The following is a 15,721-nucleotide window of genomic DNA, read 5'->3' as shown; positions in this document are numbered from 1 at the left end:
GCTCCGCTCACTATCGTAGGACAGCTGCGCAAAGCAGAAAGCTACGTGTAAGCACCTCAGCCAAAAATTCCAAGCCCGGGAATTTCCGTCTGAGGAGACTTACACTCCGCTTTCTAACCGCTTTGCTCCGCTCACTGATTTAGGAGGAAAGAGTACTATGCAAGTTTATACAACGCCAAAATTAAACAAAGTAAAGGTTACTTCAGATTTTTGGAAGCGATACCGGGAACTCGTCGTTAAAGAAGTGCTTCCATATCAATGGAAAGTGATGAACGACGAAGCCGACATCTCAATTTCTGAAGATCCTCAAAACAATGGTCAAGACAAGAATAGTCATGCCATTGCCAACTTAAAGATTGCGGCTGGTCAGATGAAGGGTCATCACTATGGCTTTCCATTCCAAGACACCGACGTTTACAAATGGTTAGAGGCGGCAGCTTATTCGTTTGGCTACCATCCAAACCCAGACCTTAAGAAGATTACGGATAATCTGATTGATTTGATTGCGGACGCCCAAGAAGACGATGGCTACCTGTCAACGTATTTCCAAATTGACGCGCCAGAACGTAAATTCAAGCGTCTGCAACAATCCCATGAACTCTACACGATGGGCCACTACATCGAAGCTGGCGTTGCTTATCACCATGAGACCGGTAACGAAAAGGCCTTGGAGATTGCTAAACGCATGGCTGATTGCATCGACAAGAACTTTGGCCTTGAAGAAGGTAAGATTCATGGTTACGATGGTCACCCAGAAATTGAATTAGCCCTTTCTCGTTTGTACGAAGAAACTGGCGAGAAGCGTTACCTTGATTTAGCTCATTACTTCTTAAACCAACGGGGCCAAGATCCGGCTTTCTTTGAAAAACAAATCAAAGCCGATGGTGATAGCGCTGATCGTGACTTGATTGCTGGAATGCGGGACTTTCCACGTGAGTATTATTTGGCCGCAGAACCAATTAAGGATCAAAAGGTTCCTCATGGTCATGCTGTTCGAGTGGTTTATCTTTGCACAGGAATGGCTTACGTTGCTCGCTACACCGGTGATAAAGACTTGCTGGCAGCCTGTGATCGCTTCTGGAACGACATCGTTAAACGCCAGATGTACATTACTGGCAACATTGGTCAAACCACCACTGGTGAAGCTTTCACCTACGACTACGATTTGCCAAACGATACCGATTATGGTGAAACTTGTGCTTCAGTTGGCATGTCATTCTTTGCTCGGCAAATGTTAAATATTCACGCTAAAGGTGAATATGGTGACGTGCTTGAAAAGGAACTGTTCAACGGTGCTTTAAGTGGGATGGCCCTTGATGGTAAGCACTTCTTCTACGTGAATCCACTAGAAGCCGATCCAAAAGCTTCAAAGGGCAACCCTGGCAAGTCACACGTCTTGACTCACCGGGCTGACTGGTTCGGTTGTGCTTGCTGCCCTGCTAACTTGGCACGGCTGATCGCTTCGGTTGATGAATATCTCTACACGGTTAATGGCGACACCATCTTGTCTCATCAATTCATTTCTAACGAAGCTGAATTTGATGATGGTTTGAAGATCGTTCAAACCAACCACTTCCCATGGAGCGGCGATATTCATTACGAAATTGAAAATCCAAACGATAAGTCCTTCAAGTTAGGCATTCGAATTCCAAGCTGGTCGGCAAACTTCGACTTAGAAGTTAACGGCCAAGCTAAGGATCTGCCAGTTGAAGACGGCTTCATCTACATCGACGTTGACGACAAGTCATTAACGATTGACCTTAAGCTTGACATGGGGGTTAAGTTTATGCGCGCAAGCAACCGGGTCAGCGATGACTTCGACAAGGTTGCTATCCAACGCGGCCCAGTCGTTTACGCCGCCGAAGAAGTCGACAACCAAGCACCGTTGTCCTTATACCAAGTAACGCCAAGTGACCAAGTTGACTATCACTTTGACGAAAAGTTATTGGACGGCGTTGGGGTTGTAAAAGTTGCTGCTCAACGACAAAAGATTGACGACGATAACGCACCGCTTTACGTGGATGCCACTCAGCCAGTTGAAACTGAATCAGCTGATTTGACCTTAGTGCCGTACTATTCATGGGCTAACCGTGAGAATGGTCAAATGAGGGTTTGGTTGAATAAGTAAAGCTGAATGTTAATCAAATATTGTTCGAGGGGGAATCACCAGATCATAAAAATTCTGGTGATTCCCCTTTGTGTGAAAATGGGACCGCTTACCTTTAACAATTGAGTTAATCATTATATTGAGGTAATGGTTATGCTCATGGACAAGCAAAATTCTAAAATCGAAACGAGGTAACTTTATGTTAAGGAAAAAATGGTTTGCTTCGCTGGTGGCAACCGCCGCGCTTAGTATGCTAACGCTGGGAGCTTTTGGTGGGGATGCCTCCGCCGCTACAAATCAGGAGATTACGGTAAACACGGATCAGGCAATTAGAAGTAGTGCTGACCATGTTGCATCAGGTGGTTTATATGCTTTAAAGGATAGTAGTACACCAAGTGCTGATATCTTACAACCGCTTAAGATGAGAATGTTCACGCAAGGACCTTCAGGTGTTCAACAGCTGCCTAATGGCGCGACAACTCCCGCCGGTGGTTTCCCACAGATTGCCTCGACAGCTGATAAGCTTGGGGCTAAAGTGACGATTCGAATGGCCGATATTTTTCGGGCTTGGCCATATAATTTCACTAACTTAAATGATTGGTTGACAAAAGTTGATACGATGGTAAAAGCCAACGTTGATAGTGGTTATAATAAGGATATTTATGGTTATGAGATCTTTAATGAACCAAACGGTAGTTATGAATCGTTTGATCAGTCAAATAATCATCAACCAGCTGATTCTACGGGTAAGTTGACACCAGCAAAATGGGGCAGTTTTTACACCTTGTGGGATAAAACCGTTCAACACATTAAGGCAATCGATCCGAATGCCAAGATTATCGGCCCAAGTCTTTATAAATATGACAACACATGGATGAAGAATTTCTTAACTCACTGCAAAAATACAACAGTTGAAGTTAATGGTAAACAGGTTAGCGTCATGCCTGACGTTATTTCTTGGCATATTGGTGATTATGGCAGCAAAGTTGAAAATGAAGCGAGTCAACTTGAAGCGTTGGAAAGCCAGTTAGGGATAACCCCACGAAAGATTAGCATTAATGAATACGGTGCTCGTGATGAATTAGGCGTTCCGGGAACGATGGTTCATTACATGCAGTCATTTGAAAATATTAAGAATTTGGATTCTGCTTCAATGTCACTCTGGTTTAACACTGGTCGGATGAATAACTTATTAACCGATCAACAAAAACCAAATGGTGGTTATTGGCTTTATAAATGGTATGCCGATATGAGTGGTCAAATGGATGCAACTAGCACCGATAAAACACCGACGGATACATTAGCGAGTGTGGCAAGTACGACTACTGATAAGAGTAAGACTTCAGTTCTATTTGGTGGAAAAGATGGCGACACCACTGTTAACGTTAATGGCTTAGATACTGCCAAGTATGCTAATGGCGCCAAGATAGAAGTAGATTCGACGGACTGGGACGGCGTTGATACTGCTGTTAGTCCTAAAACAATGTTAACTGGAACCGTTAAAGTTAATAATGGCTCAATTTCGGTTCCAGTTAAGGGGATGAAAGCATCCTCGGGTTATCAATTAACTGTCCAACCTGCAGATAGTCCGGTAACTTCTGATAATTTGAACGACATTAAAGCATCTGACAGTGATCCAATTCGAGTCGAAGCTGAGGATAGTCAGTTATTAGGTGGTGTTAAATCGACAGTCGGAAGTTATGCATCTGCCCGTGGGTATGTTAACCATGTTAAATCTAGCGGTCAGGGTGTTAAGTTCACAGTCAATGCACCAAAAGATGGTCAGTATAGTTTAGAGATTGGCTATGGTCGGGGTGATAAAGCCTCAACAACAGCTACCGAATCACTTAATGTAAATGGAACGGATTTACAAGATGTCACTTATCAAGCAATTCCTGACGGTATCAGTGCAACTTCCAATGTAACGGGAACGCGGAAAACACTTCAATACGGTAGTAATGTGACCTTGAAGAAGGGTACCAATACGGTAACGCTGATGTATAAGAGTGGGGACGTTCAATTGGATTACATTCAATTAACCCCGATTGCGACAACGCCAACTACAGATAATAACAACTCGCAAACAACTGATACTGCAACTGGACAGATTACTGGAACAACTCAAAATGCATCATCCAGCTCAAGTTCAGCAACTGTGACGTCAAATTCAAGTTCGACGACAACTTCCTCAAGTTCAAGTACAACGACACAGCCCGCTAAGGCTGAAACCAATAACAGCTCTAAAGCAACAACTAAGAGCTTCAAGGTTTATGCCAAGAAGACTTTGTACCGTTACAAGAGCGCTAACTTCACTAAGAACAACCGCGTAAAGAAGTATGTGGTTAAAAGCCGCACGACTGCGTCAACTTTCACGGTTGTCGGTAAAGCTAAATCAGCTAATGGTGTTGCCCGTTACAAACTAAGCGATGGCACTTACATCACCGCTAATAAGCAGTACGTGGCTAACTTATACTGGCAGACCAAGCACAGTAAAGTATATGCACTTAACAAGACTGGCTTGTATGAATACAAGAGTGCTACCTTATCCAAGAAGAACCAAGTGAAGCATGTGAAGAAGGGCCAAACATTACGCGTCAAGAAAATTGTGAAGCACGGTTCGACCACTCGTTTCCAATTAACGAATGGTAACTATATCACAGCTAATAAACAATTGACTTCTCTGACAAGGTTCTAATGGTTCCTATTTTAGGGAGGTGAGGAGGCCAGAAAAAACATCATTTCACTAATTATTCATAAAAATGTTTTGCGTTATTTTTGAGATAATGCGTTGCGAAAATCCATTCGCAAAAAATGATTGAGCTGGAAATTGTTCTGGCTCGATTATTTTTTGTAAAACTTTTAGAAAAATTAAATAAAACAAACTTGTATTTTACTAAAGTAAGCGTTATTCTGAAACCGTTAAAGCGCTTACAAATTGAATTGAATGAGGTGAACTTTAGTTGAAACGAAAACTATTTAATGAACAAATTAAAGATAATCCCTTACGTAGCAAAGCCGACGTTAAGGCCGCTTTAGTTGATATATTAACGCCAGCAATGGCCGTCTTAAGCCAGCAAAAACGCAAAGGCCGCTTTCGGATGAGTGATAGCGGCGCGGTTTATATCCAAGATAAAACCGAAGTAGAGGGCTTCATGCGCCTACTTTGGGGGTTAGGCCCCTTCTTCGCTGATAAGAAGCGCATCTATGAACAACCCCAGTGGTACGAATTAACGACTCAAGGGATTCTAGCTGGTACCGATCCGCAGTCCCCTGATTATTGGGGTGGTGATCTCGGCGATTATGATCAGGTCTTCGTTGAAATGGGGGCATTGACCGCCTTTCTATATGAAACCAAGGCAACCTTCTGGGATAACTTGTCCGTGCCAAAGCAAAAGACCATCGTTAAGTGGATGGACCAGGTTAATCATAAAGTCATTCCTAAGACGAACTGGCTGTTTTTTAGAGCCATGGTTAATCAATTCATCACGGATTCTGGTTACATGGATAACTCGGAATTAATTGATGAAGATTACGCAATTACCAATAAGCAATACTTAGGTCATGGCTGGTCCTATGATGGTTATGTCAATCAGATTGATAATTACATTCCATTTGCTTATCAGTTCTTTACCATTTTGACAGTTGGCCTTGCTCACACGGATAATGAACAGTCAAAGTTATTGAAAGAACGTGCTAAAGCCTTTGTCCCGAGCTATGCTAATTGGTTTGCGGCCGATGGAGCTGCTTTGCCATATGGCCGAAGTCTTGACTACCGCTTTGCCCAAGCTGCCTTTTGGGCGGCCTGTGCCTATGCGCACGTTGACCTGCCGGATGACTATACCATTGGCGACATTAAGCATTTGCTGTTGAATAACTTACGTTGGTGGTTTAAGCAAAACATTTTCCAAAGCGATGGGCTAATTCCAATTGGCTATTCTTATCCAAACATGAACTTTGCGGAAGGCTATAACGGACCGGCTTCGGCATACTGGGCACTTAAAACCTTTATCTTCTTCGCCCTCCCAGATGATGATCCGTTCTGGACAACTAAAGAAAACGATGACTTCAAGTTTGAAGCCCTAAAGAAGCAACCAGAGCCAAGAATGCTCATCGCGCATAGTCAAAACGGCTTAGAAGTTCAAGCGTTTACAGCTGGTCAGCATTCTCATGAACATGCTCACGGTGAAGATAAGTATGAAAAGTATGTTTACTCGACGACTTTTGGCTTCAGTACCGCTAAAGCCAGAACGCTGCTTAAACAAGGTGCTTTTGACAATACTTTGGCGGTTTCTGAAAGCGAAAACTTTTGGCGGACGGCCTTTAAATACGAAGACTATGCCATTCATGATGACTATGTATACTCCGATTGGAAGCCATGGGATGACGTTGAGATTAAGAACTACGTTGTCCCGGCAATGCCTTGGCATGTTCGGGTTCACCAAATTAATACCAAGCGGACGCTACATCTGGCCGAAGGGAGCTTCGCGGCACCAGACTACGGCCTGGAGAATCAAAAAGAAATGCCAAGCAGCGCGGCTAATGCAATCTTTTATCGCACTGAAGTCGGGATTACCGGTATCGTTGGCCTATCAAAAGAATTGACGGCTGAATTGTCAGTCCCTGAGCCCAATACCAGCCTGTATTTCCCGAAGACTAAGATTCCAATGCAGACGGGTGTGCTAAAACCAGGTCAATATACATTGGTTTCGCTATACTTGGGTGATCGTGAACTGGAAAGCCTCGATGATAATGGCAACTTAATAATCCCAGATGTCAAATTAAATGGGAATCAGTTGACCATTAGCTTTAATGACCATGAGGTTAAAGCAACGTTCTCAGAATTTTAGTCAGCAATAAATAAAAGGGCCATCGTCAGGACAATTCTGGGGCTGGCCTTTTTATTTACCAAAAATTTGGTTCAAGCTGGGGTAGATTGTTTATTCGCTAGTGAACAAGTGGTAAACTAAAACGGTATCATAGACGATTATAATCAAATACGCGGGGAATTTTTCCAAATACAATATTGAGTTATTAGGGTGATAATATGACAACGATTAAGGACGTAGCGAAGCAAGCTGGCGTTTCCATTTCAACAGTTTCTAGAATCTTAAATTTTGACGATACCTTATCAGTGGGCGATGATACCAGACGACGAGTGTTAGAAGTAGCTGAAAAGCTTCAGTATAAAAAACGCACGAAGCGCGCCCCAAAAGCCGGTAAAGAAATTGCCGTTGTTCAGTGGCATTCTGACAAAGAGGAATTAAACGATCTGTATTATTTGCAGATTCAGTATGGAATTGAAAATCGGGCAGCAACTTTAGGGTCATCGATTGAGCGAATTACTTATGAATCAATTGATAAGAATAAGATGAAAAAATATAGTGGCATCATTGCTGTCGGCAAATATGATAAGACCGAGGTAACTACTTTACAATCATATAAGCTGCCGCTGATTTTTATCGGTGAAAATTATCTAGGCTATGGCTGTGATAGTGTTCGAAGCGATTTTGAAACCCCAGTTATGAAGATTATCGATCGGTTTATTAAGCGGGGGATTCGTGATATTGGCATGATTGCCGGCGAGGAACGGACGACCACCGAAAAACTAGGGGTCAGAGATCCACGGGTGGCAACATTTAACGCTTACTTAAAGCAAAAAGGATTATATAACGATCAGTTTGTTTTTCAAGGTCCCTTTGGCCCAGATTCTGGCTATGAATTGATGAGCAAAGCGATCAAGACGCTGGGTGATCAATTACCCCATGGCTTTATGATCGGGAGTGATTCAATGGCGGTTGGCGTTTTGCGAGCTCTCCAGCAAAATAAAATCGATGTCCCAGATAGAGTGAGCCTGATTAGTTTTAACGACGTGGCGATTGCTAAGTATACGAGCCCGGCCTTGACCACTGTTCACGTCCATACGGAATTAATGGGTGAGCGCGCCATTGAATTGTTGGATCAGCGAATGAAAGACCCTAAGAAAATTCCGGAATTGACGGTGATTGCCACAGAGCTAATGGAGCGGGAGAGTAGTTTATAGCAGCCATATGCTAAGTGGGTCGATTGGAGCGTCATTCAGCTCGGCTGCCAATTTCAATTGCCAACTAATTCTTATCCAGAAGATCTTTTTAACCTTCAAAAACAGTCTTAAAAACAAAATACCAAATGAGCAGGGTTCAAATTCAACTTAGCTGATTAGTTTCTTAAGATAGTACCAAAATTTTTAGGCAAATTATTTAACGAAACTTGTTGGATCGCACTATAATTAATGCTGAGAGGAAAATTAAATCTTTCACAGAATTTGATAAGGAGGCCCTGTTTATGAAGACACTGAAGGGGATTTTGGCAAGAGTTAATGAAAGAAGAGAACTCGATTTGAGTTCATCAAAGGGTAAGTTGAAGAATCGACTATTCTGGAATCAGGTCATTACCAGTAATGAAAAATAATCAAGTAAAATTGAATGGGGCGACTATTTCATGTTGAGATGAAATGGCCGCTTTTTATATAGTAATAAAATGAAGGTAAAATTAAGTATCAATAAGAAGCTTTTACTAAATATCAATTAATTTCTACATAACGAAGGGCATTAACTGTATCAGTTAATTAACTTGAATGCCTGCAAATTTGATTAGTTAACTTTTGATCACGCAAATCTTTTTATTCGTAAAACGCTCATTTATTTTACTAAAATCCATTGACTATTTATCGTAAAATAGTAAACTTAAGATGTTAAAAGAAAGCGGTTACTTCAACCTCAAGTATAAATAAATGGGAGGATTAATAATGGAGAAAGGTCTATTATATCCAGTTACCAATGCGTATCGGGAAGATCAAAAGTTAGATGGTTTATGGGATTTTAAGTTTGATCCAGCGTCTGAAGGTGAGCAAAACGGCTGGGCCAAGGGATTAGCTGATCCAATCGAGATGCCGGTTCCAGCTAGCTTTAATGATTTCTTTACGGACAAGGATGCCCGCGAATACACGGGAGACTTTTGGTACTTAAAGAAAGTGTTCATCCCTCAGCATTTTGCTGGTAAAAAAGTTGAATTGCGATTTGGGGCGGCAACTCATCGCGCGGTCGTATATGTGAATGGCCAAAAAATTCGCTCGCACGAAGGTGGCTTCCTGCCATTTACTGCTGATGTTACGGCTGCGGTAAACTTGGGTGAAGAAAATATCATTGCGGTTAAAATCAACAATGAATTACACCGCGATGCGCTACCTGCTGGTGATACCGTTACTTTGAAAAACGGCAAGCGGATGGTTAAGCCCTTCTTTGACTTTTATAATTATTCTGGCCTGAACCGGAGCGTGCATCTGTTGGCGATTCCCCAAGGCAATATCTATGACTACTCAACCAGCTATGAAGTGAGTGATGATCAAGCAACCGTTCATTACCAAGTGGCAGCTGATTCGGATGCTGACATTAAAGTTAGCTTAGCTGACGAGGATGGCGTTGTCGTTGCGGCTGCGACCGGTCAAAAAGGCGAACTAGTTGTAAAGAACCCCACCCTTTGGCAAGTTCGCGATGCCTATTTGTATACAATTCGGATTCAACTTGTTAAGAATGATAAAGTTCTCGATGAGTATGCCGATAAAATTGGTTTGCGAACCATTGAAATTAAGGGACATCAGATTTTGGTAAACCACAAACCAATCTATTTGAAGGGCTTTGGCCGTCACGAAGATAGCATTTATGCTGGGCGGGCTTTTGACTTGAACGTTGAACGCCGAGACGTGAACCTTCTCAAATGGATTGGCGCCAATTCCTTTAGAAGTTCGCATTATCCATATGACGAGCAAGTCTACAAGTTGGCAGATCGTGAAGGCATCTTAATTACCGATGAAGTACCGGCAGTTGGATTTAAGATGGCCGCCGCAAGCTTCTTGGGCGGGCTTGATCAGTCGTTCTTTGATGGTGATTGGATCGATGAGCTTTACAAGAAACATATTGATCAAGTTAAAGATATGATCAAGCGAGATAAGAATCACCCAAGTGTCTTGGCTTGGAGTTTGTGTAATGAGCCGGATACGTCGACAGAATCGGCCGTACCATACTTCACTAAGCTGTTCAACGACAGTGCGGACTTAGATCCGCAAAAACGGCCCCGGACGTTCACCCTGAATGAAGATGATACCTTTGAAACGTCTAAGTGTTTGAAGTTCCCAGACTTTTATCTGCTGAATCGGTATCCCGGCTGGTACCACAAGTGGGGGTATGAAATCTCTGATGGTGAAGCTGGCTTGCGGGCTGAGTTGGATGAGTGGCAGAATTCCGACATTGATAAGCCGATCGTCTTCTCTGAGTATGGTGCGGACACTGAACCGGGGTTGCACAAATTACCGTCTATTATGTGGAGCGAAGAGTATCAGATCGAACTCTTAGAAATGTTCAACCGGGTCTTTGACGACTACGACTTTATTCGCGGCGAGCAGCCTTGGAATTTAGCTGACTTTCAGACGGTTGAAGGTAATATGCGGGTTAATGGTAATAAGAAGGGGATTTTCACCCGTGATCGTCAACCAAAAGCGGCGGCCTTCTATCTGCGAAAGCGTTGGAACAGTTTACCATTGGATTATAAGGCAAACTGAGCGGAGCCAAGTGCCTCGAAACGATCAATCGGCTGAGGGGCACATGGGACCAATCTATAATTAATCATATAACTAAATTAAAATAAGCAGGAGTGACCATGTGAATTTGCATTGGTCACTGCTTTTATCAAGTGTAAAGGGAGGCAACACAGATGAATAACACAAGCTTTGTCATTGATGGTGACCAGCTGGATTTGAGTGCTGGGGACGCCAACACTTTCAAGGGATTTGGCTACCTTAGTTGTAATAATTCATCCCGTTTGTTACTGGATTATAAATGGGAACACGAAGATAGCTATCGTCAGATTCTCCAGATTTTATTTGGCGGCAAACACCCGTTAATGCGGATGATTAAGTTAGAAATGGGTGATGATGGCAATACATCATCGGGAACCGAACCGGCAACAATTCGCCATCAAGGAGAAGCGGCTAACGTCCAGCGTGGTGCTGGGTTTCAATTGGTTGCCGATGCAAAAGAAGTTCAACCGAATCTTAAATCCGCGCTTCTTCGTTGGGGCGAACCTGGCTTTTTGCGACAGGCATGTGCCAACGTGAAAACCGACGATCCGGATCAGAACGTGCCAGAATCTGCTTTTGAACCCATGTATCAGTGGTATAAACAGACAATCATTGCGGCCTATCAGCAATATGGCTACTTGATTGACTACGTTGACCCGGATCGAAACGAAACCAAACATCCAATGGTTAAGTGGATTAAATGGTTCGCAAACCGATTGCGTCATGACCAAACTGAGTTTCCAGAAGGGTTTCCGGTGAGCGCTTATCAGCAAATTAAACTGATTGCCGCTGATCAAAACTATGAAACTGACTTCGGCGACATGATGGTGGCTGATCCAGAACTGAGAAAACAAGTTGCCGCAGTGGGCTTCCATTACAATACGAATGACGGCGCTCAACAACCCTTCACGCAGCTGGCTGATCAATATCACCATGAAGTCTGGTACAGCGAAGGTATTGCGCCAATGACCTTTGGCAAATATCGAGTGAAGGCATCAAACGGTGACGGCATTGGCGGCGTTCAGAGCGGCCTGGATGTGGCTAACAGGCTCATCAAAAGTTACGTAAAATCGAGGCGAAGTTTTTATATTTTTCAACCGGCCGTTTCGGCTTATTATCCCGGTGTCAATTATAGCCATAAAGAATTGATTGCGGCCAGTCGACCGTGGTCTGGTCATTTTGAGGTTGATAACGTTGGGTTACAGTGTATGAAACATTTTAGCGACTTTGCCAAAGCCGGTTGGGCAGATGAGAATGCTTGGCGCTACTTGACTAAGGCCTGCGATAGTGGTGTCGGCGGAACCGAAAATTTAGATCATCACCGCGATGCCCCCAGCTATCTCACGCTAATGGCACCTGATAAGCACGACTTTTCAACGGTGATGGTCAATGATAGTGCGCAGGCGAGAACTTATCACATCGAAATCACGCACTTAGCGGCAGATGCAAACCCAAAGCTGTTTATTTGGCAAAGCGTTGGTCCTCATCAACCTAACGAAGATTATGATCAACATTTGAAGCAACTTAGAGAAACGATTATGCCGGTTGATGGTCAAGCAGATATTGTGGTTAATCCCCATTCAATAGTGACGGTAACCACGCTGGATCTGCAAAATGATGATGAAGTCGCTTATCGTCGGCTGGTTAGTCGCCATGATGATTACACGCTGGGAATTAATAACCACTCAGGCGTTTTATATGACGATGACTTTTCGTATGGAAAGTATCCGAACAATTACTTAGCGTCTCGCGGTAATACGCCCCGCTACACTACTGATCAAGGGGGTGCCTTTGAGGTGGTCAGCCAAGAGGGTTATCAGGTCTTGCAACAGATGATTACAGAAGACGAGCGAGCGCTGGATTGGGAATATTCATTTGCGCCTAATTTGACGATTGGTGATGATAAGTGGACGGATTATTCGGTGATGACCACGATAAAATTTGATAACCAGACCCAACAAAATTCGCCAGCCGGAAACTATTTTGGAATTGGTTTGCGGGAATTGACGGATGTCAAGGGCCACCTTGAAAGCGCACCGTATGTGTTTAAATTGTTTAGTGACGGTCTCTGCCAGTTAATCAAGGATGATCAGGTAGTTTCACTAACTCATGTTGATAACTTGGATCTGAACAAGCCGCATCAAATTGTGTTTAAGGCGGTTGGTAATACCTTGCGGGCAGTGGTTGATAGTCAAACTGTCTTTGATTTTGTAGATACGAATAATCCGAAATTCAGTGGTCGGGTCAAACTTGGATGCGGCTATTATCATACTCAAATTGAACATTTGACGATCAAAAAGGCTGAAGAAAAGAGTCCGGTTGTATCGAAACGACTTGATGACTTAGACGATGCGATTTCGTATAGTGGTCAATGGAACCATGTTTGCGGTTTGGGTAATACTAAATGGAATCGGACCCTTTCGTATGGGACAGCGAGCGATGACAAAACAACGAAGCTAGCATTTAAATTCGCCGGGGTTGGGTTCTCGTTAATTGGCAAACAAGAAGCAGCCAGCCAATTGCAAATCGCTGTCGATGGTCGAGTGCTTGATTGGAACCGCCAACCGCAAACGGCGGCTGATCGAACCGAGAACGTGGTGATTTCTGGATTGACGAACGGTGAACACCAAGTGGAGCTCACGGTTATTGGCGGGACTTATACGCTGGATGCGGTTGAATGGCTGGCGTGATTAGATTGACTGGTTGTTATGACAAACCAAAGTAACCAGTTCAGAACGATCATCTCAACGCTTAGGATGAGCTAAAAGAAAAAGCCTGTAAAATCAGCACTTGCGAATCATTTGAAATTTAGAATTTCAATTCTAGCTTTCAGATGATTGCTCGTATAGTTGCTGATCTTACAGGCTTTTTTGGTGCTGACTATTTTCTAAGGATGATCATTTCAGCATTCCCCACACTAGACGGCACGCCATTCGTGAAGACAATCGCTCCAATTTGATATCCTGAAAATTGAGAGGGCTCGATTTTTTGAGGCCTAATGGCGTTTTTAATACTGAAATTGTGACTGGAGGCCTAATTTGTTGTTTGAAAACGCGCTGTTCGATAGTTTAGTTGGAAGTCATGAATCAAGGATAAAAAATAACCACCAGTATTTAAAAACTAGTGGCTTTAGAACGTTATTCAACTCGAATTGTTAATATATCTTTATTATACTGCAAGTATATTGGTTTGTCAACGTTGCCAGCAAATTAGACTCCAGTTTGACTGAGTGGCAGATTCGCCTTAGAATTAGACTAAATAAATCAAGATAAGACGAGGAGGTTTAACCGTTGCCAAGGTATGATGACGTGTTTAATTCAAATGGCTATCAATCGGAAAATTATCGAAGCCTGAGCCAGGCTTATCAGGCAAAAATGACCGATCACTTTAATCGACGGCAGATCAATTATCCGATGAAACAATTGCGATTTGAAGTTGAAACGATTCAATTGACAAGTGTGCTGAGCCAGCAACAGTATCTCGACTTACAAAGCTTTGTCGAAGCGTTCCCCACAACCCAAAAAAGCGGTCCTTCACCGGTGGTTGGCAAGGACGCTTATCAAAGTATCATTCTTTATCACGATTACAAACTGTTTGATAGTACGCAGTACGTGGTCCGCAGCCCACTTGGTTTTGGCTATACAGTTAGTAAATACCTTGCGATTACCAGCATGCCAACGATTGGTCAACCCAACCACGACGTTCAGGTCTCGATTGACATCAACCCCAGCCGATTTTTAAACTCGGTTGATGAGCCAATGGTAAGCCTGCTAATAGAAAGGATTTTACCAATGCTGGTTGCCCCACAGCTTTCAGAAGTTGATTTGACGCTGGACATGCCCTTAATTATGAATAACTTTCGCGTCCAAATGGGTGGTGCACCCGGTACTAAACAGAGGATCAGCCAAGAATTAAATGACCGCCAGGCTTATGAACTGAGTCGAATTGAATACACCAACCCAGAAAGTACGCGCCAGTTGACGGTTTATGATAAGTTCCAGTCATTGCTGGATAACCAATTAGTGGTTGCCGACACGAACGATATTTCTGCGAGGGAAGCTGAATATAGTCACGATCACACGGATCAACTGCGCTTTTTGACACGAATTGAGCTAAAGGTTTCAACGCCAACTGCCGTGATGCGGTACATGAAAAATCACGAGTGGTTGATGAGAGATGTGTCAATTGATTATCGGGATAATAGTGGGATTCCCCGTTTTGATGGGACCGATTATGCAACCAACGGCAAGGACTTCCGGCGCTCCTTCAACCGGATGCTAACGTATCGGTTAAAAGAGGTGCAGCAACGACTCCGGCAACTGCCCTATTTAACAGCGGCAATTTGGCGCAACACATTTGCCTGACTAACGGCTGGCTGATTTGTTGGGTTGGCTCTCAGGATACGTTCGCACCCGTGGTGGCACGTAGGTGGCCATAAATTGTTGAATGGTCGAAAGTGAGTCAGAAAAAATAATCTTTTGGCGATCTTCGGCCGATAAGAAACCAGCAGTCACCATTTGATCAAACATGGTGATAAGGGGCTGGTAGTAGTTATTAACGTTATAAAAGGCGCAGGGATTGGGGTTATCACCTAACCTGGCCCATGAAAATGACTGAATGATTTCTTCTAAAGTCCCGACACCACCGGGCATGGCAATACAACCCGTTGATAATTGCATCATTTTAGCTTTTCTTTCAGACATGTCAGCCACCACAGTTAACGCCGAAAGGGCAGCGAGTTGGGCAGACTCGGCACCGCGGTCGACCAACTGCTTTGGCATGACACCGTGAACCTGGCCACCCTTTGCTAGAATGCGATTCGAGATAACCCCCATCAAGCCGACACCACCGCCACCGTAAATGAGTTCGTAATGATTTTCAATAAACCAATCGGCTAGTTGAATCGCCGCTTGAGTATAGATGGGGTGATTGCCAGTTGAAGCACCGCAATAAACTGCAATTCTTTTCATTTTAAGACCTCCGATAAAAAATACGCGAAACAA

The 15,721-nt window shown here is 43.4% G+C and carries 9 protein-coding genes; 8 read left to right on the top strand and 1 reads right to left on the bottom strand.

Going from position 1 to position 15,721, the window contains the following annotated elements; translation table 11 throughout:
* Positions 1-157: 157 nt before the first annotated feature.
* The 8 genes from YK48G_RS08235 to YK48G_RS08205 all read left to right on the top strand — a co-directional run bounded on the left by YK48G_RS08235 (position 158) and on the right by YK48G_RS08205 (position 15,082).
* Positions 158-2,128 (top strand): glycoside hydrolase family 127 protein, encoded by a 1,971-nt coding sequence (locus YK48G_RS08235; RefSeq protein ID WP_203630245.1) that lies wholly within the window; start codon positions 158-160, stop codon positions 2,126-2,128.
* A 178-nt stretch (positions 2,129-2,306) separates the two neighbouring features.
* Positions 2,307-4,802, top strand: a complete 2,496-nt coding sequence (locus tag YK48G_RS08230; RefSeq protein ID WP_203630244.1) for a DUF5776 domain-containing protein — start codon at positions 2,307-2,309, stop codon at positions 4,800-4,802.
* 265 nt (positions 4,803-5,067) lie between these two features.
* On the top strand, positions 5,068-6,954 hold the full coding sequence (locus tag YK48G_RS08225; protein ID WP_203630243.1) for a DUF2264 domain-containing protein: 1,887 nt from the start codon (positions 5,068-5,070) through the stop codon (positions 6,952-6,954).
* Between the two features lie 197 nt (positions 6,955-7,151).
* Positions 7,152-8,147, top strand: coding sequence for a LacI family DNA-binding transcriptional regulator (locus YK48G_RS08220; protein WP_203630242.1), 996 nt, complete (start codon positions 7,152-7,154; stop codon positions 8,145-8,147).
* Positions 8,148-8,428: 281 nt separating this feature from the next.
* Positions 8,429-8,554 carry a hypothetical protein gene (locus tag YK48G_RS13610; RefSeq protein WP_284692027.1) on the top strand — a complete coding sequence of 42 codons (126 nt, stop codon included), beginning with the start codon at positions 8,429-8,431 and terminating at the stop codon, positions 8,552-8,554.
* A gap of 337 nt (positions 8,555-8,891) precedes the next feature.
* Positions 8,892-10,700, top strand: coding sequence for a beta-glucuronidase (gene uidA / locus YK48G_RS08215; protein WP_203630241.1), 1,809 nt, complete (start codon positions 8,892-8,894; stop codon positions 10,698-10,700).
* A gap of 152 nt (positions 10,701-10,852) precedes the next feature.
* Positions 10,853-13,408, top strand: a complete 2,556-nt coding sequence (locus YK48G_RS08210; RefSeq protein ID WP_203630240.1) for a glycoside hydrolase family 30 protein — start codon at positions 10,853-10,855, stop codon at positions 13,406-13,408.
* Positions 13,409-14,008: 600 nt separating this feature from the next.
* Positions 14,009-15,082: a hypothetical protein gene (locus YK48G_RS08205; RefSeq protein WP_203630239.1), complete on the top strand. Its 1,074-nt coding sequence runs from the start codon at positions 14,009-14,011 to the stop codon at positions 15,080-15,082.
* Here YK48G_RS08205 and YK48G_RS08200 read toward each other — a convergent pair whose 3' ends face one another.
* The gene (locus tag YK48G_RS08200) at positions 15,083-15,688 is read right to left on the bottom strand and encodes an LOG family protein (RefSeq protein ID WP_203630238.1); all 606 of its coding nucleotides are present in this window, start codon (positions 15,686-15,688) and stop codon (positions 15,083-15,085) included.
* Between the last annotated feature and the right edge of the window lie 33 nt (positions 15,689-15,721).

This window comes from Lentilactobacillus fungorum (assembly GCF_016860605.1).
GTDB classification, from domain to species: domain Bacteria; phylum Bacillota; class Bacilli; order Lactobacillales; family Lactobacillaceae; genus Lentilactobacillus; species Lentilactobacillus fungorum.
Note: the sequence above shows the minus strand (reverse complement) of the source record. Positions and strands in the feature narration are given on the sequence as shown.

Bases quoted from the DNA above. Each gene is read 5' to 3' on its own strand.
- YK48G_RS08235 (WP_203630245.1), top strand. From the start codon at position 158: ATGCAAGTTTATACAACGCCAAAATTAAACAAAGTAAAGGTTACTTCA.
- YK48G_RS08230 (WP_203630244.1), top strand. From the start codon at position 2,307: ATGTTAAGGAAAAAATGGTTTGCTTCGCTGGTGGCAACCGCCGCGCTT.
- YK48G_RS08220 (WP_203630242.1), top strand. From the start codon at position 7,152: ATGACAACGATTAAGGACGTAGCGAAGCAAGCTGGCGTTTCCATTTCA.
- YK48G_RS13610 (WP_284692027.1), top strand. From the start codon at position 8,429: ATGAAGACACTGAAGGGGATTTTGGCAAGAGTTAATGAAAGAAGAGAA.
- uidA (WP_203630241.1), top strand. From the start codon at position 8,892: ATGGAGAAAGGTCTATTATATCCAGTTACCAATGCGTATCGGGAAGAT.
- YK48G_RS08210 (WP_203630240.1), top strand. From the start codon at position 10,853: ATGAATAACACAAGCTTTGTCATTGATGGTGACCAGCTGGATTTGAGT.
- YK48G_RS08200 (WP_203630238.1), bottom strand. From the start codon at position 15,688: ATGAAAAGAATTGCAGTTTATTGCGGTGCTTCAACTGGCAATCACCCC.